Annotated in this window: 18 protein-coding genes and 1 tRNA gene; 12 read left to right on the plus strand and 7 right to left on the minus strand. The window is 72.3% G+C overall.

What is annotated here, in order from left to right:
* Positions 1-22 precede the first annotated feature (22 nt).
* The 3 genes from WHN02_RS02790 to WHN02_RS02800 are packed head-to-tail and all read left to right on the plus strand — an operon-like array spanning position 23 to position 2,531.
* Complete coding sequence (locus tag WHN02_RS02790) at positions 23-1,000, plus strand: methionine ABC transporter ATP-binding protein (protein ID WP_434741915.1); 978 nt, start codon at positions 23-25, stop codon at positions 998-1,000.
* Positions 997-1,653, plus strand: coding sequence for a methionine ABC transporter permease (locus WHN02_RS02795; RefSeq protein ID WP_434741916.1), 657 nt, complete (start codon positions 997-999; stop codon positions 1,651-1,653). Before WHN02_RS02790 ends, WHN02_RS02795 begins: the two co-directional genes overlap by 4 nt.
* A 56-nt stretch (positions 1,654-1,709) precedes the next feature.
* Entirely contained in the window at positions 1,710-2,531 is an 822-nt protein-coding gene (locus WHN02_RS02800) for a MetQ/NlpA family ABC transporter substrate-binding protein (protein ID WP_434741917.1), read from the plus strand.
* 133 nt (positions 2,532-2,664) lie between these two features.
* Here the strand turns inward: WHN02_RS02800 and WHN02_RS02805 are convergent, their stop codons facing one another.
* The gene (locus tag WHN02_RS02805; protein WP_434741918.1) at positions 2,665-3,138 is read right to left on the minus strand and encodes a DUF3263 domain-containing protein; all 474 of its coding nucleotides are present in this window, start codon (positions 3,136-3,138) and stop codon (positions 2,665-2,667) included.
* A 128-nt stretch (positions 3,139-3,266) separates the two neighbouring features.
* Positions 3,267-4,052: a DeoR/GlpR family DNA-binding transcription regulator gene (locus WHN02_RS02810; RefSeq protein WP_350896342.1), complete on the minus strand. Its 786-nt coding sequence runs from the start codon at positions 4,050-4,052 to the stop codon at positions 3,267-3,269.
* A gap of 405 nt (positions 4,053-4,457) precedes the next feature.
* Here WHN02_RS02810 and WHN02_RS02815 point away from each other — a divergent pair, with 405 nt between their 5' ends.
* The 3 genes from WHN02_RS02815 (at position 4,458) to WHN02_RS02825 (ending at position 7,607) form a co-directional block, all read left to right on the plus strand.
* Complete coding sequence (locus WHN02_RS02815) at positions 4,458-5,384, plus strand: SIS domain-containing protein (RefSeq protein WP_434741919.1); 927 nt, start codon at positions 4,458-4,460, stop codon at positions 5,382-5,384.
* A gap of 86 nt (positions 5,385-5,470) precedes the next feature.
* On the plus strand, positions 5,471-6,373 hold the full coding sequence (locus tag WHN02_RS02820) for an ROK family protein (RefSeq protein ID WP_434743793.1): 903 nt from the start codon (positions 5,471-5,473) through the stop codon (positions 6,371-6,373).
* Positions 6,374-6,563: 190 nt separating this feature from the next.
* Positions 6,564-7,607: an N-acetylglucosamine-6-phosphate deacetylase gene (locus tag WHN02_RS02825; protein ID WP_434743794.1), complete on the plus strand. Its 1,044-nt coding sequence runs from the start codon at positions 6,564-6,566 to the stop codon at positions 7,605-7,607.
* A gap of 9 nt (positions 7,608-7,616) precedes the next feature.
* Here the strand turns inward: WHN02_RS02825 and WHN02_RS02830 are convergent, their stop codons facing one another.
* Positions 7,617-8,858 carry a DUF4032 domain-containing protein gene (locus WHN02_RS02830; RefSeq protein WP_434741920.1) on the minus strand — a complete coding sequence of 414 codons (1,242 nt, stop codon included), beginning with the start codon at positions 8,856-8,858 and terminating at the stop codon, positions 7,617-7,619.
* 65 nt (positions 8,859-8,923) lie between these two features.
* Between WHN02_RS02830 and WHN02_RS02835 the strand changes: the two genes are divergently transcribed.
* Positions 8,924-9,691, plus strand: coding sequence for a phosphatase PAP2 family protein (locus tag WHN02_RS02835; RefSeq protein WP_434741921.1), 768 nt, complete (start codon positions 8,924-8,926; stop codon positions 9,689-9,691).
* Between the two features lie 9 nt (positions 9,692-9,700).
* Positions 9,701-11,002, plus strand: coding sequence for an APC family permease (locus WHN02_RS02840; RefSeq protein WP_434741922.1), 1,302 nt, complete (start codon positions 9,701-9,703; stop codon positions 11,000-11,002).
* Here the strand turns inward: WHN02_RS02840 and WHN02_RS02845 are convergent.
* On the minus strand, positions 10,928-12,742 hold the full coding sequence (locus tag WHN02_RS02845) for a potassium channel family protein (RefSeq protein ID WP_434741923.1): 1,815 nt from the start codon (positions 12,740-12,742) through the stop codon (positions 10,928-10,930). The two genes, WHN02_RS02840 and WHN02_RS02845, sit on opposite strands and share 75 nt — an antisense overlap.
* A gap of 92 nt (positions 12,743-12,834) precedes the next feature.
* Here WHN02_RS02845 and WHN02_RS02850 point away from each other — a divergent pair, with 92 nt between their 5' ends.
* The 3 genes from WHN02_RS02850 to WHN02_RS02860 all read left to right on the plus strand — a co-directional run bounded on the left by WHN02_RS02850 (position 12,835) and on the right by WHN02_RS02860 (position 16,290).
* On the plus strand, positions 12,835-13,314 hold the full coding sequence (locus tag WHN02_RS02850; protein WP_434741924.1) for an MSMEG_6728 family protein: 480 nt from the start codon (positions 12,835-12,837) through the stop codon (positions 13,312-13,314).
* A 124-nt stretch (positions 13,315-13,438) separates the two neighbouring features.
* Positions 13,439-14,965: a hydroxysqualene dehydroxylase gene (locus WHN02_RS02855; protein ID WP_434741925.1), complete on the plus strand. Its 1,527-nt coding sequence runs from the start codon at positions 13,439-13,441 to the stop codon at positions 14,963-14,965.
* A gap of 107 nt (positions 14,966-15,072) precedes the next feature.
* Positions 15,073-16,290: a hypothetical protein gene (locus WHN02_RS02860; RefSeq protein ID WP_434741926.1), complete on the plus strand. Its 1,218-nt coding sequence runs from the start codon at positions 15,073-15,075 to the stop codon at positions 16,288-16,290.
* A gap of 74 nt (positions 16,291-16,364) precedes the next feature.
* On the opposite strand, the gene WHN02_RS02865 is transcribed toward WHN02_RS02860, so the two are convergent.
* Positions 16,365-16,441: transfer RNA gene (locus WHN02_RS02865), tRNA-Thr, on the minus strand.
* A gap of 374 nt (positions 16,442-16,815) precedes the next feature.
* Between WHN02_RS02865 and WHN02_RS02870 the strand changes: the two genes are divergently transcribed.
* On the plus strand, positions 16,816-17,907 hold the full coding sequence (locus WHN02_RS02870) for an ABC transporter ATP-binding protein (RefSeq protein WP_434741927.1): 1,092 nt from the start codon (positions 16,816-16,818) through the stop codon (positions 17,905-17,907).
* Between the two features lie 163 nt (positions 17,908-18,070).
* On the opposite strand, the gene rlmB is transcribed toward WHN02_RS02870, so the two are convergent.
* Both rlmB and cysS read right to left on the minus strand, forming a co-directional pair.
* On the minus strand, positions 18,071-19,201 hold the full coding sequence (rlmB, locus tag WHN02_RS02875; protein ID WP_434741928.1) for a 23S rRNA (guanosine(2251)-2'-O)-methyltransferase RlmB: 1,131 nt from the start codon (positions 19,199-19,201) through the stop codon (positions 18,071-18,073).
* Positions 19,201-20,616, minus strand: a complete 1,416-nt coding sequence (gene cysS / locus WHN02_RS02880; RefSeq protein WP_434741929.1) for a cysteine--tRNA ligase — start codon at positions 20,614-20,616, stop codon at positions 19,201-19,203. The genes rlmB and cysS overlap by 1 nt, the downstream gene beginning before the upstream one ends.
* Between the last annotated feature and the right edge of the window lie 34 nt (positions 20,617-20,650).

Genomic DNA, 20,650 nt, shown 5'->3' on the forward strand with positions numbered 1-20,650 from the left:
CCCATCCCCGAGGACCCCAAACGTGATCAGACTGGACGGACTACGTCGGACGTACCACGCCAAAGGGCGGTCGGTCGTCGCTGTCGACGGCGTCAGCCTCGCGGTCCGCGCCGGTGAGGTCTTCGGCGTGGTGGGCCGCAGTGGAGCTGGCAAGAGTACCCTCCTGCGCTGCGTCAACCTGCTCGAACGGCCCGATGAGGGAAGGGTCACCGTCGACGGGGTCGATCTGACGGCCCTCGGCGGCGACCGCCTGCGCGCCGCCCGGCAGCGGATCGGCATGGTGCACCAGCACTTCGCGCTGCTCACCTCGCGTACCGCGGCCGGGAACGTCGCCTTCGCACTCGAGGTGATGGGCGTCCCCCGCGCCGAGCGCGCCCGTCGGGTCGCCGAACTGCTCGACCTGGTCGGGTTGACCGACCGGGCGCACGCCTACCCGGCCCAGCTCTCCGGCGGACAGAAGCAGCGGGTGGGCATCGCCCGCGCCCTCGCCGGCCGCCCCAAGGTGCTCCTCTCCGACGAGGCCACCTCGGCCCTGGACCCGGAGACCACCCGGTCGATCCTCGGGCTGCTGCGCGACCTCAACCAGCGGCTCGGTCTGACCGTCCTGCTGATCACCCACGAGATGGACGTGGTCAAGCGGCTCTGCGACTCGGCGGCGGTGATGCGCGACGGGCGGATCACCGAGTCGGGGACGGTGACCGAGCTGATCGCCCGCCCCGGGTCGGAGCTGGCCGCCGAGGTGTTCCCCCTCGGTCCACCACCGGACCTCCCCGGGGCCACTGTCGTCGACGTGACGGTCACCGGATCGGACAGCTCCTTCGTCGCCGACCTGGCCCGCCGGTTCGACCTCGACGTCCAGATCATCACCGGGACCGTGGAGCAGCTCGCGGGCGGACGGGCCGGTCGGCTCCGGCTGGCCCTGCCCGGGGACGCGGCACGGACCGCGCCGGCCGTGGAACACCTCCGGGCCGCCGGACTCACCGTGGAGGTGCCGGCATGATCGCCGACGATCTCGTCGAGCTGCTCCTGCAGGGGCTACGCGAGACCGCGTACATGGTGGGGGTCGCCTCGCTGCTCGCCGCCGTCGGCGGCCTCCTGGTCGGCGTCGCGCTGGTGCTCACCGACTCCGACGGCCTCCTGCCGGTCCGGCCGGTGAACCTGCTCCTCGGCCTGGTGGTCAACATCGGGCGGTCGCTGCCGTTCATCATCCTGTTGGTCGCGATCATCCCGTTCACCAGGGCGGTCGTCGGCACCACCATCGGGACCACCGCCGCGATCGTGCCGCTGACAGTCAGCGCGATCCCGTTCTACGCCCGGATCGTGGAGACCGCCCTGCGTGAGGTGGACCGCGACGTCATCGCCGCAGCCCACGCGATGGGGGCCAGCCGACGGCAGATCGTCGGGAAGGTGCTGCTGCGCGAGGCCCGACCCGGGCTGGTCGCCGGGCTCACCCTGACCATGGTCGCGTTGATCGGCTACTCCGCGATGGCCGGGGTGATCGGCGGCGGCGGCCTCGGTGATCTCGCCCTGCGCTACGGCTACCAGCGTTTCGAGAACGACATCATGATCGCCACCGTGGTTCTCCTGGTGGTCTTCGTTCAGTTCGTCCAGATGGCCGGTGACGTGATCGCCCGTCGCCTGGCACACAGATGAACCAGCCGACCCCTCCTCGGCTGGTCCGCCCGAGAAATCACGAAGGAAGGCACATCGTGCGACGCATCACCGCAGTATTCGCCGCGACCGCGCTCGTCCTGGGTCTGGCCGCCTGCGGCTCCGACAGCGACGAGAGCAGCGCGGCCTCGCCGGACTCTCCGCTGAAGGTGGGAGTGAGCCCGGTGCCGCACGGCGAGATCCTCACCTACATCAAGGACAACCTGGCCGAGCAGGCCGGGCTGAGCCTGGAGATCGTGGAGTTCACCGACTACGTCCAGCCCAACCGGGCGCTGGAGGAGAAGCAGCTCGACGCCAACTACTTCCAGACCGTGCCGTACCTGGACACCGAGAAGCAGGCCAAGGGCTACCAGTTCACCGCGCTCTCGCCGGTGCACATCGAGCCGCTCGGCCTCTACTCCAAGAAGTTCGAGACGGTGGCCGAGCTGCCGGAGCGTGCGGTGGTGGCGATCCCGAACGACCCGACCAACTCCGGCCGGGCGTTGAACCTGCTCGCCCAGCACGGCATCATCACCCTCAACGAGGGGGCCGGCACCTCCGCCACCCAGCGGGACATCGCCCAGAACCCCAAGCAGCTCCAGTTCCGGGAGCTGGAGGCGGCGCAGCTGCCGCGGAGCCTGGACGACACCGACGCCTCGGTGATCAACGGCAACTACGCCATCGAGTCCGGGCTCAAGCCCTCCACCGACTCCCTGGCGCTGGAGAAGCCGGAGAACAACCCGAACGCCAACCTGGTGGTGGTCCGCGACGGTGACCAGGACGACCCCCGGGTGGTGAAGCTGGAGGAGCTCCTGCACTCCGCCGAGGTCAAGAAGTTCATCGAGGACAAGTACCAGGGCTCGGTCCTCCCCGCGTTCTGATCGACCCGCGACCTGTTCCGACCCACGCTCTGACCGCCGACCCCCGCTCGTTCGAAACGGCACACTTCGAACGGGCGGGGGTCGGTCGTCGTACCGAAGGGCGCGGGGGAGATCAGCCTGCGCAGACGGCCGGTCAGCGGCGGCGGTTGCGGGCCCGGGAGGAGCGCAGGCGTCGGAGTCGGCCGATCAGCAGCGGCTCGGCGGCCAGCGCGGCCGGGTTGTCCAGCAATGCGTTCAACAGCTGGTAGTACCGGGTCGCCGAGAGCCCGAAGGTGTCCCGGATCGCCTGCTCCTTGGCCCCGGCGTGCCGCCACCACTGCTGCTCGAACGCGAGGATCCGCTGCTCCCGATCGGTGAGCCCACCGGCGCCGGTGGTCGGGTCGGCCCCCTCGTCGGTGGCGCTCTCGACCGGATCGACCGACGGGCCCGGTGCCGGGCCGTCGGTCGCCGGAACCTGTTCGACCTCCGGCGCGCTACGCGGCGGTGGAACCCCGGCTCCGGTACGCCTCGACGCCCCGCCCTCGGGGTCCGTCACGGGAGCGTCGGACCTGGGATGCGGCGGCACAGCGCCGACGCCGGTGTGCGAAGGGGCGTCGGGCTGCTGCATGGCGCTCCTGCGGGGACGGGCCGGCACGCCGACGCCAACCGGGGTGACCAGCGTAACCAGGCCCGACGTGTCGCGCATCAACCGACGGCGTGGGCGAGGTCACCGGTTGGCACCCCCGGCGACGCGGGTCAGGCACAGACGACCGTGACTCCGGCGGCGCGGAACGCCTCGACCATCTCCGGGGCGGCCCCCGAGTCGGTGATCAGCGTCTCCACCCGGTCCACCGGGCAGATCCGGGCGAAGGCGTGCCCACCCAGCTTGGACGAGTCGGCGATGATCACGACTCGTTTGGCGCGGGCCACCATCAGGTTGTTCATCGCCGCCTCCCCCTCGTGGTGGGCGGCGGCCCCGAGGTGGGGGTCGACGGCGTCCACCCCGAGCAGGGCCACGTCGAGGGTCACCTCACGCAGCAGCGCCCCGCCCAGCGGGCCGACGAGTTCGAAGGACTTGGGGCGGACCACCCCGCCGGCCACGACCACCTTCATCCGGGATCGGACCAGCAGTTCGTTGGCGATGTTCAGCGCGTTGGTGACCACCGTGAGCTGGGCACCCTCGGCGTTGGTGTTGAGGTCCGGTCGGACGGCGAGGGCCCGGGCCACCTCGGTGCTGGTGGTGCCGCCGTTGAGCCCGACCACGCAACCGGGGGCGACGAGCGCGGCGGCGGCGGCCCCGATCCGCTGCTTCTCGGCGGAGTGCTTGGCTGTCTTGTAGCGCAGCGGCAGGTCGTACGAGACGCCGTTTGCGACCGCCCCACCCCGGGTACGAGTGATCATCTGCTGTTGGGCCAGCTGGTCGAAGTCACGTCGGATGGTGGCCTGGGAGACGTCCAGCCGCTCGGCGGCCTCCTCGACGCTGACCCGTCCGCTGTCGGTCAGCATCTCCAGCAGGGCGTTCCATCTGGCGTAACGGTCCACCGGGGGCCTCCAGTGACAGCACAGTCGCTGATCGATTGCGTGCACAGTAGTGCGCGAAACTAGCCTCGCGCAAAACCCCCTGCTGCGCGATCCGCCGTCCGGTTGCCGGATCGTCGGCATTCAAGCAGAATAGTGCTCGAAAGATGGCCGTTACGAGCCATATTGTGCACATCGATCCATGTTGTGCACATCAATGGACAGGCTGTGCACATCGATCCCTGCTGTGCACATCAATGGACAGGCTGTGCACATCGATCCCTGCTGTGCACATCAATGGACAGGCTGTGCACACAGGCGGACAGACGCACGATCCGGATCGCGCAACGGAGTGGTTGCCGCGCACCACAGTGGCCCCGCACCCCTCGGTGCGGTGTCGCGTACCGACCTCCCCACAAGGAGTTCCCGATGGCCCACGTCCACGCGGAGATCGCTAGTCAGCCCGAATGCTGGCGGGAGGCCGCCCGCCTCGCCGGCACCCTTCCCGACCTGCCCCGACCCGGCGAACGGGTAGCCGTCGTCGGATGCGGCACCTCCTGGTTCATGGCGATGGCCTACGCCGCCCGCCGGGAGCAGCTCGGCCAGGGCGAGACCGACGCCTTCCAGGCCTCCGAGTTCCCCCCCGACCGCCGGTACGACCGCCTGATCGCGATCACCCGCTCCGGGACCACGACCGAGGTGCTGGACCTGCTCGCCGCCCTGCAGGGCCGGGTGCCCACCACCGTCGTGGTCGGCGACCCCGACTCCCCCGCCGCCGAGCTGGCCGACTCGGTGGCCCCGCTGCCCTTCGCCGACGAACGGTCGGTGGTGCAGACCCGGTTCGCCACCACCGCCCTGGCCCTGCTCCGGGCGCACCTCGGCGACAACGTCGGCGCGCTGGTCGCCGACGCCGAGGTGGCCGTCCGGGCCTCACTGCCCATCGACCCGGTCCTCGTCGAGCAGGTCACCTTCCTCGGCCGGGGGTGGACCGTCGGCCTCGCCCACGAGGCCGCGCTGAAGTGCCGCGAGGCCGCCAGCTTCTGGGCCGAGTCGTACCCGGCGATGGACTACCGGCACGGACCCATCTCGATCGCCACCCCGGGTCGACTCGTCTGGGCCTTCGGTGACCTCCCCGCCGGGCTGCCCGAGGACGTCGCGGCCACCGGTGCCGCCTTCGCACACAGCCGCACCCACGGCTACCGCACGGTGCTCGGACGCTGGTCCGCCGGACGGACCCCGGTCGACCCGATGGCCGACCTGATCCTCGCCCAGCGGTTCGCTGTGGAACTGGCAACCAGCCGGGGGCTCGACCCGGACGCCCCACGTCACCTCCGCCGCTCGGTGGTGCTTACGTGATCGACAGCGAGGCGGGGGCTTCGTCCTCGGACTCGGAGCAAGCCCCGCCCGCCGTCGCCGTCGCCGTCGACGTGGGCGGCACCGGCATGAAGTGCGCCCTGGTCCGCCCGGACGGCACCGTCGTGCACGCCCAGCGGCACCCCACCGGCGCCGAACGCGGTTCCGAGGCGGTCGTCGCCACCATCCTGGACGTCGCCGAGGGGCTCGCCGACCGGGCCCGCGCCACCGGGTACTCCCCGGTGGCCGTCGGCATCGCGGTGCCGGGGGTGGTCGACACCGCCCGGGGGGTCGCCGTCTGGTCGGCGAACGTCGGATTCCGGGACGTACCCCTGCGGGAGCTGGCGGTGGCCCGACTCGGCCTGCCCACCGCCCTCGGACACGACGTCCGGGTCGGCGGCCTCGCCGAGGCCCGGCTCGGCGCGGGACGCGACGCCGGGCACGTCCTGTTCGTGGCGATCGGGACCGGCATCGCGGGCGCGCACGTCACCGACGGGTCGGCCGCCGCCGGCGCGCACGGTGCCGCCGGGGAGATCGGCCACATCCTGGTCCGCCCCGACGGCCCGACCTGCGGCTGCGGTCGGCGCGGCTGCCTGGAGGCGGTCGCCTCGGCCGCCTCGATCGCCCGCCGGTACGCCGAACTCACCGCCCCCGCCGACGGGGCGGATCCGGTCGACGCCGCCGCGGTGGCGGCCCGGGCCGCCACCGGTGACGCGGTCGCCGAGCGGGTCTGGCGGGAGGCGGTGGAGGCCCTCGCCGACGGACTCGCCACCGGCCAGGCGCTGTACGACGTCCGCACCATCGTCCTCGGCGGCGGACTGGCCCGCGCCGGTGACCAGCTCATCGGCCCCCTCCGGGCGGCGCTGCGTGAACGGTTGACCTTCCACCGGGAGCCCCTGCTGGTGCCCGCCGCCCTCGGCGACGAGGCAGGTTGCCTCGGCGCGGCGCTGCTCGCCCTCGACACGGTGCCCGAGGACAAGGGGCACGGCTGAGCGCACCGAACTGTCCGGAGTCGCAACGAGAGACGGAGAGCTGATGGCCCTGCGGGTGAACGGCAAGGTGGTGACCCCGGCCGGTGTGATCCGCCAGGGCTGCGTGGAGATCGACGGCGACCGGATCACCGCCGTCGCCGAGTACCCGTCGGTGCGCGACGGGCACTGGATCCTCCCCGGCTTCGTGGACATGCACACCCACGGCGGCGGCGGGCACACCTTCACCACCGGCGACGCCGAGGCGGCCCGGGCGGCGGCGGCCTTCCACCTGGGACACGGCACCACCACCCTGCTGGCCGGCCTGGTCAGCTCACCGATCGAGCTGATGCGGGCGGCCACCGCCGCGTACGCCCCGCTGGTCGCCGAGGGGGTGCTCGCCGGCATCCACTTCGAGGGGCCGTACCTGTCGGCGCGGCGGTGCGGGGCCCAGAACCCGGAGTTCCTCCGGGATCCGTCCACCCGGGAACTGGCCGAGCTGATCGAGCTGGGGCAGGGTGCCGTCCGGATGGTCACCATCGCCCCGGAACGCGACGGCGCGGTGGCGGCGATCGAGCTGCTCACCGCGCACCGGGTAGTCGCCGCGATCGGTCACACCGACGCCACGTACGAGCAGACCCGGGCCGCCCTGACCGCCGGGGCGAGCGTCGGCACCCACCTGTTCAACGGGGTCCGTGGGATGCACCACCGCGATCCGGGGCCGGTGGTGGCGCTGCTGGAGGCGCCGCACGTGGTCTGTGAGCTGATCGCCGACGGGGTGCACCTGCACGACGGGATGCTCACCTTCGCCGTCTCGACCGCCGGACCGGACCGGTGCGCCCTGATCACCGACGCCATCGCCGCCGCCGGAATGGCCGACGGCGAGTACGAGTTGGGCGGCCAGGCGGTCACCGTCACCGCCGGTACGGCCCGACTCTCCACCGGCCGGAACGCCGCCCCCGACAGGAACGGCGAACCCGGCGCCGACCCCGACAGGAACGGCGAACCCGGCGCGGACACCGAACCCGGCGCGATCGCCGGGAGCACCCTGACGATGGATGCCGCCCTGCGGCACGCGGTCGACGCCGGGATGACCCTCGTCGACGTGGCCCGGATGGCGGCCACCACCCCCGCCCGGGCGATCGGCCTGGGCGACCGGGTGGGCGCGTTGCGGGCCGGGCTCCGTGCCGACCTGGTGGTGCTCGACGACGACCTGAACGTGTTCCGGGTGATGCGGGCCGGTTCCTGGGTGGAGTGAGCGCCGGGGTCAGCCGGCGGGGGTCAGGTCGACGCCGAGGACCGCCTGCTCGTCGGGGCGGTGCACCAGCACCTCGGAGAGGAACGACTGCACCGCCGGACCCATCCCGACGTCCCGGCCGGCCTGTTCGGAGAGCAGCCACTTGTGCTCGATGATCTGGGTGAACAGCTCCTGCGGCTCCAACTTGCGCCGCAGGTGCGCCGGGACCGCCCGGACCACCGGCTCGAACACCTCGGTCAGCCACCGGTGAGCGGCCTGCTGCTCGGCGAGGGGGACGCTCTCGGCCCGGTAGGCGTCCAGGTCGTTGAGGAGCTTGCGGGCCTGGTTCTCCTCGGCGTCCAGGCCGGTGAGCCGCATCAGCCGACGGGCGTGGTACCCGGCGTCGACGACCTTCGGCCGCACCAGGTACCGCCCGTCGTCGATGGTGGACATCGCCACCTCGGCGACGTCGAAGCCCAGCTCGTTGAGGCGGCGGATCCGGCCCTCGATGTCGTGCCGGGCCTCCCGCTCGATCTGCTGCTCGTAGGTGATCTCGTGCCAGAGCCGCTCGTACCGCTGCACCACCTCCTCGCAGACCGTCTCCGGGTCGATCGACTCGTGCAGCAGCCCGGCGGCCTGGAGGTCCAGCGCCTCGCCGAAGATGTTGACCCGGGCGATCTCCAGATCCTCGCCGCGCTGGCCGTTGGAGAGCGACCTGTGCAACGCCCCGGTCTCGGCGTCCACCAGGTACGCGGCGAACGCCCCGGCGTCCCGTCGGAACAGGGTGTTCGACAGCGAGCAGTCGCCCCAGAAGAACCCGGTCAGGTGCATCCGGACGATCAGGGCGGCGAGCGCGTCGAGCAGTCGGCCCATCGTCTCCGGGCGCAGGGTGTGTGAGAACAACGCCCGGTAGGGCAGGGAGAACTGCAGGTGACGGGTGATCAGCACCGGGTCGAGGGGTTCACCGTCGTCGGACTGCCGGTCGGCCACGATGGCGATCGCCTCGACCGACGGGAAGTCGATCCGCTCCAGCGCCCGCAGCAGGTCGTACTCCCGCTCGGCGACCCGCTCGCCGGTCTCCTTCACCGCGTACACGTACTCGCCGAGTCGGACGAAACGCACGATGTGCCGCGAGATTCCCTGCGGCAGCGCGACCAGGTGCCGCGCCGGCCAGTCCGCCAACGGTGTCGACCACGGAAGGTCGAGCAGTGCCGGGTCCACGAGGGCTGAGGTGATCCGCACGGGACAAGTCTGACTGCTGACCGCAGACATCGCCGCTAATCGTGGTTCGGCACACAGCCGCCGCCGGGTCCGGCCCGGGCCGGTAGCGTGATCGGGTGCACGACACCCCGAAGGTACGGCCCGGAGTCCGGCTACGCCCGGTCCGACCGGCCGGATGGTGGTTCGACGTACTGCTCGTCGTCGGGTTCGTCGCGATCACCGTATCGCTCGCCACCGGTCACCTCTTCGGCCTCGACCGGGCCGTCGACGAATGGGCCGCCGCGCACCGCCCCCCGGCCGCCTTCACCGCCGCGATGGTCCTCAACTACCTCGGACAGGGCGGCCCGTTGACGGCGATCGGGGCCGCCCTGGCGGTGCTCCTGGCGGTCCGGCTCCGCTCGGTACGCCCCCTCCTGGTGCCGGTGGCCGCGTTCGCGCTGACCACCTTCACCGTCGGTCCGTTGAAGGTGTGGACGGCCCGACCGGCGCCGAGCGCCAGCGTCAAGGAGCCGTTCCTGCCGGTGGAGCAGACCCTCCCCCTGTTCCAGAGCGACCTGCCGTTGCGCTTCGCCCAGTCGTACCCGTCGGGGCACGTGGCCAACGCCATCGTCTGGTACGGCGTCCTGGCGCTGCTGCTCGCCCCGGTGCTGCGGACCTTCGGGCGGGGGCTGCCGCACCGGGTGGTCCTGGCCGTCCGGATCGTTCCCCCCGTCGTGGTCCTGTGCACCACCACCTACCTCGGGTGGCACTGGCTGACCGACTCGGTGGCCGGGCTCCTGGTCGGCCTCCTGCTGGACCGGATCCTGCACCGGGTGCCCTGGGACACCCTGCCGCTGCCCGGCCGGTTACGCACCGTCGATCGTCCGTTCACATCCGCCCCGTAACCTTCCCCCGTGACGCACCTGGCCCGGCGACTGGGCGTACCCGATGCGGTGGTCGTCGGGTTGGGGTCGATGCTCGGCGCGGGCGTCTTCGTGGTGTTCGCCCCCGCCGCGGCGTCGGCCGGGGCGGTGGGGCTGCTGGTGGCGGTGGCCCTCGCCGGTGCCGTCGCCTTCTGCAACGCCACGAGTTCGGCCCGGTTGGCCGCCCGTTACCCCGAGTCCGGCGGCACCTACGTGTACGGGCGGGAACGGCTCAACCCGTTCGCCGGGTTCCTCGCCGGCTGGGCGTTCGTCGTCGGGAAGACGGCGAGCTGTGCGGCGATGGCGCTGACCGTCGGGGCGTACCTGTGGCCGCAGCAGGCCCGACCGGCAGCGGTCGCGGCGGTCCTGGCGGTGACCGGGGTCAACCTGCGCGGCATCGGCAGGACGGCTGTCGCGACCCGGATCCTGGTGGCGCTCACCCTGGTCGTGCTCGCCACGGTGGCGGTGACCGGGGTGACCGGCGGGGACTTCTCCGTCGACCGGCTCGGCACCCTCGACGGGACCGGCCTGCGGGGCGTGCTCACCGCCGCCGGCCTGCTCTTCTTCGCCTTCGCCGGGTACGCCCGGATCGCCACCCTCGGTGAGGAGGTCCGGGATCCCACCCGGACCATCCCCCGGGCGGTTCCCCTGGCGCTCGGGGTGGTCCTGGCGATCTACCTGACCCTGGCGGTGGTGGCCCTCGGGGTGCTCGGCACCGACCGGCTCGCCACCGCCACCGCCCCGCTGGCCGAGGTCGTCGCCGTCTCCGGGGTACCCGGACTGAGCTGGCTGGTCCGGGCGGGGGCGACGGTGGCGGTGACCGGGGTGCTGCTCTCCCTGCTCGCCGGGGTGTCCCGGACCCTGCTGGCGATGGCCCGCCGCCGGGACCTGCCCGGGGCGCTCGCCGCCGTACACCCCCGGCACCGGGTGCCGCACCGGGCCGAGCTGGCGGTGGCGACGGTCGTCGTCGTGGTGGTGGCGTTCGGTGACGTCCGGGGTGCGATCGGCTTCAGCAGCTGCACCGTGCTGGTCTACTACGCGATCACCAACGCTGCGGCGCTGACCCTCGGCCGCGACCCCGACCGGAGGCTCCCCCTGCGGCTGTCGGCGGTGGCGGGGCTGGTCGGGTGTCTGGTCCTGGCTGTCACACTGCCCACGGTCAGCGTCCTCGCCGGGTTCGGCGTGCTCGCCCTCGGCGCCCTCTGGTACGTCGGTGGGTCAGGACGGGTCGTCGGCGGGGCGGGGCTCGGGGACGACCGACGACGAGGACGGCAGGGCCGGCGGGGGCGGTGAGGTCTGCCGCAGCAGCCAGCTCAGTCCCGCCCGCCGGGAGACCACCGTCAGCCGGTCACCGGCGTTGATCACCATCCGGGCGTCCGGTGTCCAGTCCACAGCGGACTGGGCGACCTGACCGACCGGGGTGTGCGCGATCAGGCGTACCCCGTCGGGCCTGCCGACCTCGGTGAGGGGGGCACCGTCGAGCGCCGACCCGGCGGTCACCGGCACCTCAGCGACGACCAGGACGTGCCGTTCCAGCGGGATGGTGGCGATGACCGCCCGGTTCAGCAGCGCACCGGTGAACGAGGGGGCGGCCAGGTAGGCGACGCTGCGGGAGATCCCGATGTCGAACGCGCCGGAGATCCGTTCGGCGAAGTCGTCGTCGTAGAGCCGCAGCACCACCCGCAACTCGTTGGTCACCGCCCGGGCGTTCAGCGCCGCCTGGAGGTTCGCCACGTCGTCGGTGGAGACCACCACCAGGGCCTGGCAGGTCTCGATCGAGGCGGCCCGCAGCACCTCGTCCCGCGCCGCGTCCCCCTCGATCACCGGGATCCCGAGCCGACGGGCCAGCGAGACCCCCCGGGCCTGCGGGTCCTTGTCGATCGCCACCACCTCGACGCCGAAGTCGTTGAGCTGGGCCATCACCCGGGTGCCCACGTTCCCGAGCCCGACCACCACCACGTGACCGGAGCGCTCCGCCTGGTTGCGTCCGGCGTGCAGGGCGAGTCGGGCGTTGACGATCCCGTCCACCACCACGGCGGTGATCAGCGGGATCAACGCCAGCCCGGCCAGGTTGAGCACCACCTGCATGATCTGGGCGGCGGCGTCCTTCTCGGTGTCCGGGTCCGCTCCGCTGAGCGTGGTGACGAGGGTCAGATAGAGCGCCTCGGCCGGGGAGACCTCCTCGGCCCGCGAGATCAGGTAGCCCAGGAGCGCGATCACGCCGAGCACCACGAGGGTGGCGATGCCCAGCTTGCGGGTGGCGAAGCTGCGTACCGCCCGGAGGGTCGTCAGGATCGGCCGCCGCCGTCGGGCGCGGACCAGTCGGCGGGCCGCCAGCTCGGTCCCGGCCGGCTGGCCGGTCGCCTCCGCCAGGACCACGTCCGCCGTCGACTCGTCGATGGGCAGCATCCGGACGGCCTGCGGATCGGAGAGGTCGGCCAGGCCGCACACCACGTCCTCCGGGCGTACGTCGGTGCGGCGGGCGACGTGCAGGGTCCGGCCCCAGTGTCGGAAGTAGGTGGGGGCGACCTCACCCAGGGCGGCGGCCACGAAGGCGGGTGCTGCCATCTGGGCGTCCGAGAGGACCGCAGACTCGGGGAAGAGCTGGCGTACGCCGTTGGCCAGGCTGGTGTTGAACATCCGCAGCACCAGCCGCAGCCGGGGCTCGACGGCCTGGGCGCAGTACCCGGCGTGGATGTTGCCGACGTCGTCCTGCGACAGCAGGGCCAGCCCCTCCGCGCCCGCCAGCCCGACCCGCCGGAACGTCGCCTCGTCCAGCCGGTCGGCCTTCACCACCCGTACGCCCCTGATCGACCGGACGTCGGGGCCGTCGGAGCGCCTCCGGTGCGGCACGACCACCGTCACCCGTACGGTGTCGGCCCGCTGCTCGGTGTCGAGCAGCCCCTTCACCACGTGGTACGCCAACGCGTCCTGGCCGCAGATGACGTAGTGGGGCCGGGGGTCGCCGTTGGCGCGCAGGCGCAACCCGGAGCCGACCGCGCGGCGGGCGATGTCACGCCAGGGCTCCGACATGGATCGGATCGTAGTCGGTCGATCACAGCCGTGGTGGTCGGTGGGCGGGACGGTGGCGCATGGCGGGCCGGAGGACGGGTAGAGCAGGGGGCGTGCAGACGTTCCTGCCGTACCCGGACTTCCTGGCCAGCGCCCGCGTGCTGGACGTCAAGCGGCTGGGCAAGCAGCGGGTGGAGGCCATCCAGGTGCTGCGCGGCCTGACCCGACCCGGGTACGGCTGGCGCAACCACCCGGCGGTGAAGATGTGGGCCGGGTACGAGGAGGCGCTGGTCCGCTACGGCCTGGACATGTGCACCGTGTGGTGCGCCCCCGGTCGGGCGGACACCTGCGCGACCACCCTGACCACCGACTTCGCCGGGGCCTGCGGTCCGGCCCGGATCCGGGGACAGGCCGAACTGGCCGAGGCGGGTGAGCTGCCGCCCTGGCTGGGCCGCGACGACCTGCACCGCAGCCACCGGTCGTCGCTGCTGCGCAAGGACCCCGACCACTACGGCCCGTTCTTCGGCGACACCACCCCACCCGACCTGGAGTACGTCTGGCCACCCTCCGACCGCCCCCGCCGCTGCGGTTGAACCAGCCGGGTCGCTGTCCCCGCGTGTCCGGGTCGTGCTGTCCCCGCGCGTCCGGCCGGTGCTGCCCCCGTCGGGGGGCACGTTCTGGGGCAGACTGGGGCTTCATCGGGCCGAGAGGGTGCACATGGCGCTGTCGCAGCGGATCGGGCGGTTCATCGGGGTACGGCAGCACCGGGTCGATCCCGGTGGGGGCGGCCCCCGACGGGTCCGGCACCCGGTCGACGTGGTGGTGGTCGGCGGGGGGATCGCCGGCATGTCCGCAGCGGTGGTGCTCGCCGAACGGGGCGTACGGGTGACGGTCCTGGAGGCCGCGTCGACCCTGGGCGGACGTCTCGGCGCGTGGCCGGAGCAGCTCGACGACGGTACGCAGATGGTCGAGCACGGTTTCCACGCGTTCTTCCGGCAGTACTACAACTGGCGTTCGATCCTGCGTCGGATCGACCCCGGGCTGGGGTTCCTCAAGCCGATCCCCGGTTATCCGATCCTGTCGCAGCAGTGGCCCACCGAGGAGTTCGGCAGGCTGCCGCCCGCGCCCCCGATGAACCTGCTCACCCTGCTCGCCCGCAGCCCCAGCGTCCGCCTGCCCGACCTGCGGCAGATGGACCGGGACGCCGCTCTGCCGCTGCTCACCTACGATCCGGTCCGCACGTACGCCGAACTCGACGGGACCACCGCCGCCGAGCTGCTCGACTCCCTGAAGCTGCCGGACCGGGCCCGGGCGATGCTCTTCGAGGTCTTCTCGCACTCGTTCTTCAACCACGAGCACGAGATGTCGGCCGCCGAGATGGTCGCCCAGTTCCACTTCTACCTGCTCGGCAACGGGGAGGGGCTGGCCTTCGACTGCCCCGACGAGGACTACGCCACAGCGATCTGGGCCCCGCTGACCCGGCACGTCGGACGGCACGGCGGTCGGGTGGTCACCGGGGCCGCCGCGAGGACAGTGCACCGTGACGGTGACCGGTGGCGGGTGGAGACCGCCGACGGCACCGCGTACCCGGCCGCCCACGTGGTGCTCGCTGTGGATCCACCGGCGTTGGCCGCGCTGGTCGAGGCCTCCCCCGACCTGTCCCGGGAGGCACCGCGACTGGTGGAGCGGATGGCCGCCTTCGGCACCCCGGGACCGCCGTACGCGGTGGCCCGGTACTGGCTGGACGGGGACGTGTCCCGGCGGCGGGCGGTGTTCAGCGGGGTGTCCCGGCAGCCCACCCTGGACTCGGTGACCCTCTACCACCGGCTGGAGAACGAGCCGAGGATCTGGGCCGAGCGCACCGGCGGTTCCGTCGTCGAGCTACACGCGTACGCCTGCGACCCCGGTGTGGCGGCCGAGGAGTTGGCCGAGCGGATGCGGGTGGAGCTGGGCGTCCTCTGGCCGGAGTTCGCCGGGCTCCGGGTGCGTGAGCTGCGCGCCCGGGTGGAGGCGCAGGCGCCGGCCTTCACTCCGAACAGCCACGCCACCCGCCCGGGGGTGCGTACCGACGCCGACGGCCTCTACCTGGCCGGGGACGGCATCGCCACGGACTTTCCCAGCGCGCTGATGGAACGGTCGGCGGCGACCGGCATCATCGCGGCCAACCACGTCCTGCGGGCCGAGGGGGCCGCCGCGGAACCGGTCCGCTCCATCCGCCCCAGGGGCATCCTCGCCACCCGGTGAGCACGGAGGGACGCAATAGTCGACTTGCGGTGATTCGAGGCTTCTTTCCGGCCTAGGGTGTGGGCGAACAGCGCACCCTGACCGTGAACGAATCGAGGTCGAACGGCGTGTCCCTGCGTCCGCCCGCAACGGAGGTCGTGCCGGTCCCCGCCGACCGGCACGACCAGCACGGGCCGGTCGGCGTCGAGCGGGCCGGGACCGTTGTCGCGCTCCGGCTCGGCTGGTGGCTCGCCGACGCCTTCCACCAGGTACGCTGCCCCGCCGCCGCACCCCAGGACCGGGGTACCCGGACGCCTCCCGCCCCGGACGCGACCCCCGGGGTCCACCCCGGCAAGCTCTCCAACTTCACCGAGATGCCGGTACGGCACCGGCTGCGGATGTACCTGGACGGGGTCGACGTGGCCCTCGCCGAGCTGGCCCGACTGACGGGTACGCGGCAGCCGGCGACGACCGACCGTCGGCGGTTGCCGGACACCGGGGCCGCACACCACCGGATCGACGCCGACGACGCGCTGACCGCCGACTGGACCCGGGACCTCCTGCACCTGCTCGACGCGCTCAACCTCGACGTGCTCGGCTGGACGATGGCCACCGATCCACGGATCGGGCGGGCGTACCGGCTCGGCAGGTCCCTCGCCGACACCGCCCGTGACTGCGACCGGGATCCGCTGCTGCCCCGGTTCACCGAACGGCAGGCGGAGATCTCCCGATGGCTGGAGGAGCTGGGTGCGGTCCTGCCACCGTACGCGGCGGGGGTGGTCCGTCGGTCGCTGGCCGCCTGGACCCGGGCCGTGCGGGCGGCGGCGGCCGGCCCGGACCCGACGACCGACCTGGCCCGTCTCGCCGGTGGACTCCGGGACCAGGGGGAACGCTGGCGCAGCGTCCTCACCGGCAGCCTGCACCCTCGGGACCTGCTCGACGAGGACGACTGGGCCCACGTCGCCCGAAACCTGATCATCCGGGACCGGCGGCTGGTGGTGGAGGCGGTCCGGGGGATCTTCGTCCCGGTGCTGGTACCGCTGCTGGCCGTCCTGCTCGTCGTGGTCGGGGTGAGCGCCGTCGCGGCCAGCGGGTCGCCTGTCGCCCGGGGCGCGGTGGCCCTGGTCGGGCTGGGTGCCGGGCTCGCCGGGATCTGGCGGTCGGTCTCCACCCCGGCGCTGGCGGTCGCCGGGGAGGTGAACAGACCGCTGGTCGACAGCGAGTTGACGGTACGGATGGCCGAGCGGCTCAGCGCTCCCCTGCACCACGCCCGTCCGGTCACGTCGACCCGACGGCGGAGCCGGGTCGGCGGGCGGGAGCGCAGCGGCCCACCGGGTGTGCCGTGACCACCCGCCCGGCGGGCACCCCCGCAGGTGGGCAGGGGGGTGGGCGCCCGCGTCGACGGGGCGCCCGTTCACCGTGGAGCCCCCGGCCGGGATCGAACCGGCGACATCCCGCTTACAAGGCGGGTGCTCTGGCCAGCTGAGCTACAGGGGCCCGATCGGCGCAGGAGCGAGCCTCAGCCGATCGTTCGCCCGTCAGCATAGCGACTGGCGTCTCGATATCCCGCCTGCCAGGCCCTCCCACCACCGGAAACGTCGTCTTCTTGACCCGACGTAACGGATAGCGGTCCGACGACGCTGCAATCGTCGGCGACGATTGATGCCTCGCCGTGCACGAGTGTCCGATATGCCCTACCGGTGCATCCCGTCGGTGGACGCCCCACCTTGGCAGGAACGTGAAAGGCGTTTACGGTTCAGTGACACGGACGACACCTCGGTGCCGCCCGTGGGCCGGCGCGGAAGCGTGCCGGTCGCTCCCTTACTCGGATCGTCCGGCACGTTCCTGCCGGTGAGAGGAAGCGTCACTTCATGGCTACGGTCACCTACGCCAAGTCGTCCCGGATCTACCCGGGCACCGAGCGGCCCGCCGTCAACCAGCTCGACCTCCAGATCGGCGACGGGGAGTTCCTCGTCCTGGTCGGCCCCTCCGGCTGTGGCAAGTCCACCAGCCTGCGGATGCTCGCCGGGCTGGAGGACGTCGACGACGGCGCCATCTACATCGACGACCGCGACGTCACCCACCTGCCGCCCAAGGCGCGGGACATCGCGATGGTGTTCCAGAACTACGCCCTCTACCCGCACATGTCGGTGTACGAGAACATGGCGTTCGCGCTCAAGCTGCGCAAGACCCCGAAGGCCGAGATCGACCGCCGGGTGAAGGAAGCCGCGAAGCTCCTCCAGCTGGACGAGTACCTCGGCCGTAAGCCGAAGGCGCTCTCCGGTGGTCAGCGCCAGCGGGTCGCGATGGGCCGGGCCATCGTCCGCGAGCCGCAGGTCTTCCTCATGGACGAGCCGCTGTCGAACCTCGACGCCAAGCTGCGTGTCCAGACCCGTACCCAGATCGCGTCGCTGCAGGCCAACCTCGGCGTCACCACCGTCTACGTCACCCACGACCAGGTCGAGGCCATGACCATGGGTCACCGGGTCGCCGTCATGCTCGACGGTGTCCTCCAGCAGGTCGACACCCCCCGGGCGCTGTACGACACCCCGGCCAACGTCTTCGTCGCCGGGTTCATGGGCTCCCCCGCCATGAACATCAAGACCGTCGCGCTCGGTGACCAGGGTGCCTCCTTCGCCGACATGCTGGTCCCGCTCAACCGGGAGCAGGTCGCGGCGGCCCGCGCCGAGGGCGGCAACGACAAGGTGACCGTGGGCTTCCGCCCCGAGGACTGCGACCTGGTCAGCCCGACCGAGGGTGGCCTGCCGGTCGTCGTCGAGCTGGTCGAGGACCTCGGCTCGGACGCCAACATCTACGGCCACGCCGCCCTGGACGGCTCCAACGAGCGGTTCGTGGTGCGAACCGACCGCCGGTCCATGCCGAACATGGGCGACACCGTGTTCGTCAAGCCGCGTACCGGCCGTAGCCACGTCTTCAACGCCGCCACCGGTCACCGGATCTGATCGACACCGACTGATCGGCGCCTCGGCACCGACTGCTCGGCACCGACGAAGAAGGGGTGGTACGCCTTCAGGCGTACCACCCCTTCTCGTTCCGTCTGCGGTGACCGTCTCCGGTCCCCGTCGACCCGCGCCCGGAGGCGTCGGTCAGGCGCTGGCGCGGCGGTCAGGCGCTGGCGCGGCGGCGGGCCACCTCGGCCAGGGTGACAGCGGCGGCGACGCTGGCGTTGAGCGACTCCACCTCCGAGACCATCGGGATGCTCACCGTCAGGTCGCAGGTCTCCCCCACCAGACGCGACAGCCCACGTCCCTCCGAGCCGACCACCACCACCAGCGGGCCCACTGCCGCCTCCAGGTCGTAGAGGTCGGTGTCGCCGTCGGCGTCCAGCCCGACGACCATGAAGCCCGCATCCTGGCAGGCCTTCAACGACCGGGTCAGGTTGGTGACCTGGGCGACCGGCACCCGGGCCGCCGCACCGGCACTGGTCCGCCAGGCCGTCGCGGTGATCCCGGCGGCACGCCGCTCGGGCACGAACACCCCCTGCGCGCCGAAGGCGGCGGCCGAACGGATCACCGCGCCGAGGTTACGCGGATCGGTCACCCCGTCCAGGGCCACCAACAGCGGGGCCGTCTGCTCCAGCGCGGCGGTCATCAGGTCCTGGAAGTCCTCGTACGCGAACGGGGGCACCTGCAACCCGATGCCCTGGTGCAGCACGCCACCGGTCATCCGGTCCAGTTCGGCCCGGCTGATCTCCAGCAGGGCGATGCCCCGGTCGGCAGCCGTCCGGACGCTCTCGTTGACCCGGTCGTCGATGTCGATGCCGAGCGCGATGTACAGAGCCGTCGCCGGCACCTGGGCGCGCAGCGCCTCCAGCACCGGATTCCGGCCGACCAGCAGCTCCGGGGTGTCCTTGGCCGGGTTGGACTTACGTCCCGGTGCGACCCGGGGGCCACTGCGCCCCCCGCCACCCCGCCCCGCGGGAGCCTTGCTCCGGCCGGGCTTGAACGGAACCCCGGCCCGGCTGCCCTTACCCCAGGTGGTGTCCTTGGTGCCGGGCTGCCCGACCTTCGGGGCCCGCCCCTCCTCGGCAGCGGCCCGCCGCTCCTTGTCCTGCTTCCAGGCGGTGCGCTGGGGAAGCTGCTCGGTGCCCGAGTAACCCTTGTGCCAGGGGCGCTCGTCGGCGGGCAGCGTGCGCCCCCGCCCGGCCAGGGAGTCCCGGTTCTTGCCACCGGAGCCCTTGGCGGCGCCCTTCTTCGAGGTCAGTCGCCGGCCACGGCGCTCTGAGTTGCCGGCCATCAGTCCTGCTCTCCAATAGTCCAACGCGGTCCCTGCGGGGTGTCCTCGACCACCACACCGGCCTGCTTGAGCTGGTCGCGTACCGCGTCGGCAGCTGCCCAGTCCTTGCGACCCCGCGCCTGTGCGCGCTGTTCCAGGGCCAACGCGACGAGGGAGTCCACCACGTCGCGCAGGTCCTCGGTCCGGCCACCACCGCACCAGGCCGGGTCGAGGGGGTCGACCCCGAGGATATCCAGCATTCCCCGGACGGCCGCCAGCGCGGTGCGTACGGTCACAGCGTCGTCGACGGCCAGGGCGTTGTTGCCCTCCCGGACGTACTCCTGGAGGACGGCGAGGGCGGCGGAGGTGTTGAGGTCGTCGTCCATCGCGGCGACGAAGCCGGCGGGCACCTCGCCGGGTCCGCCCGCGCCGACCCGTTCGGTGGCCCGCTGCACGAAGCCCTCCAGGCGGCGGTAACCGGCCGCCCAGTCGCGCAGGTTGTCCTCGGTGTAGTCGATCCGGGAACGGTAGTGCGCGGCGGCGAAGTAGTACCGCAGCTCGACCGGACGGACCCCGAGCCGGGCGACGTAGGCCAGGTCGAGGGCGTTCCCGGCCGACTTGCCCATCTTCGCCCCGTCCAGGCTGAGCAGCCCGTGGTGGACCCAGAACCTGGCGAACGGCAGCCCGGCGGCCTGGGACTGGGCGATCTCGTTCTCGTGGTGCGGGAAGGTGAGGTCGAGCCCGCCGCCGTGGATGTCGAACTCCGGCCCGAGATAGCGCCAGCACATCGCCGAGCACTCGATGTGCCAACCCGGACGACCCCGCCCCCACGGCGACGGCCAGGAGGCGTCAGCCGGCTCGCCCGGCTTGACCCCCTTCCACAGGGCGAAGTCCCGGGGGTCGCGCTTGCCCCGGTCCGGGGCGTCCCCTGCGGACTGCATGTCCGCCGGGGACTGACCGGAGAGCGCACCGTACGCCGGCCAGGAGGCGACGTCGAAGTAGACGTCCCCGGAGCCGTCGGTGGCCGGGTAGGCGTGCCCCTCGGCGATCAGCCGGGCGATCAGCTCGTGCATCTCCGGGACGTGTCCGGTGGCCCGGGGCTCGTAGGTCGGCGGCAACACGTTGAGTGACCGGTACGCCTCGGCGAGGATCTGCTCGTTGGCGTACGCGATCGACCAGAACGGGCGTCCCTGTTCCTGGGCCTTGACCAGAATCTTGTCGTCGATGTCGGTGACGTTGCGGATGAAGGTCACCTCCAGGCCTTTGGCCTGCAACCACCGGCGGAGCACGTCGTAGTTGACGCCGGAGCGGAGGTGCCCGATGTGCGGTGCCGCCTGTAGGGTGAGACCACACAGGTAGACGCTCACCCTGTCGGCTTGCCGGGGAACGAAGTCCCGGACCGTTCGGGTCGCTGTGTCGTACAGGCGCAGTGTCACCGCACAAGGGTAGCTGTCGGTGACTTGGCCAGTG

The sequence above is a fragment of the Micromonospora sp. SH-82 genome (genome assembly GCF_051132485.1).
Taxonomy (GTDB): domain Bacteria; phylum Actinomycetota; class Actinomycetes; order Mycobacteriales; family Micromonosporaceae; genus Micromonospora.

Bases quoted from the DNA above. Each gene is read 5' to 3' on its own strand.
- WHN02_RS02795 (WP_434741916.1), top strand. From the start codon at position 997: ATGATCGCCGACGATCTCGTCGAGCTGCTCCTGCAGGGGCTACGCGAG.
- WHN02_RS02805 (WP_434741918.1), bottom strand. From the start codon at position 3,138: ATGCAGCAGCCCGACGCCCCTTCGCACACCGGCGTCGGCGCTGTGCCG.
- WHN02_RS02815 (WP_434741919.1), top strand. From the start codon at position 4,458: ATGGCCCACGTCCACGCGGAGATCGCTAGTCAGCCCGAATGCTGGCGG.
- WHN02_RS02820 (WP_434743793.1), top strand. From the start codon at position 5,471: ATGAAGTGCGCCCTGGTCCGCCCGGACGGCACCGTCGTGCACGCCCAG.
- WHN02_RS02825 (WP_434743794.1), top strand. From the start codon at position 6,564: ATGCACACCCACGGCGGCGGCGGGCACACCTTCACCACCGGCGACGCC.
- WHN02_RS02830 (WP_434741920.1), bottom strand. From the start codon at position 8,858: ATGTCTGCGGTCAGCAGTCAGACTTGTCCCGTGCGGATCACCTCAGCC.
- WHN02_RS02845 (WP_434741923.1), bottom strand. From the start codon at position 12,742: ATGTCGGAGCCCTGGCGTGACATCGCCCGCCGCGCGGTCGGCTCCGGG.
- WHN02_RS02855 (WP_434741925.1), top strand. From the start codon at position 13,439: ATGGCGCTGTCGCAGCGGATCGGGCGGTTCATCGGGGTACGGCAGCAC.
- WHN02_RS02870 (WP_434741927.1), top strand. From the start codon at position 16,816: ATGGCTACGGTCACCTACGCCAAGTCGTCCCGGATCTACCCGGGCACC.
- rlmB (WP_434741928.1), bottom strand. From the start codon at position 19,201: ATGGCCGGCAACTCAGAGCGCCGTGGCCGGCGACTGACCTCGAAGAAG.